Origin of the sequence: Priestia sp. TGN 0903 (genome assembly GCF_050846855.1) — a bacterium.
Classification (GTDB): domain Bacteria; phylum Bacillota; class Bacilli; order Bacillales; family Bacillaceae_H; genus Priestia; species Priestia zanthoxyli.
Genome location: NZ_JBOZGL010000038.1, coordinates 1 through 677 on the forward strand (window position 1 = coordinate 1; position 677 = coordinate 677).

At 68.1% G+C, this 677-nt stretch carries 2 protein-coding genes; both read right to left on the reverse strand.

Going from position 1 to position 677, the window contains the following annotated elements:
- The coding region (locus ACRPLY_RS26790; RefSeq protein WP_432232228.1) for a hypothetical protein at positions 1-241 on the reverse strand (241 nt) is incomplete at its 3' end.
- Positions 238-677: hypothetical protein (locus ACRPLY_RS26795; RefSeq protein ID WP_432232229.1), on the reverse strand; the 440-nt coding region annotated here is incomplete at its 5' end. The genes ACRPLY_RS26790 and ACRPLY_RS26795, both read right to left, overlap by 4 nt.

The window sequence follows — 677 nt, forward strand, 5'->3', positions numbered from 1 at the left end:
CATCAGGATCGACGGGGATGAGGCCGAGAGGCTCTACAAGCTTGGCTATGGGACTGAGCGGATCGGACGGATCTTGAGTGCTGACCCATCTGCCGTCTGGCGCCTTCTCAAACGCCGCGGCGTTCAGATCAGGCGTGGCTACGGCGGGCCAAAGCGCAAAGCAGGCTAGCCCTTTAGCGCCGCAGTGCTCGGCGCGGCTACCGGCAATGGTGGCGTCGCAGGTGGAGCAGGTCCAGGTCATGATGTCTCCTGTCGGTTGCGGAGCGCCTGGCGTAGGCGCTCGCGGTGGGCTCTGATCTGGTCGGGGGTGGCGAGGTCGGTGCGTTGCTCCGGCTGCCATGTCGGCAGGGTCGGGGTCGCAGGTCGCCCGGCTGCCTCGGCTCGTCGTGCGGCGAGGCGCTCCAGCTCGAAGCGGATGCCTGCTGGGGTTTTGTGGTCGTGGTTGCAGGCGGCTGCGATGGCGGCCCATGCGAGGTCGGCGAGGCTGTCGGTGTCGAGGCTGGCGAGGATGGAGGCGACGGGTGGCTGGAGCCATGGCTGTCGGTCGGGGTAGCGCATCGCGGCGCGAGTGTGGCAGGTGAGTGCTGCGAGGTCGCGGCACCAGTCGGCGGGGGCTCTCATGCTGCGTCCCGGTTTTGTCGCGTAGCGAGGTCGGCAAGCAAAGATCGCGAGCCCCT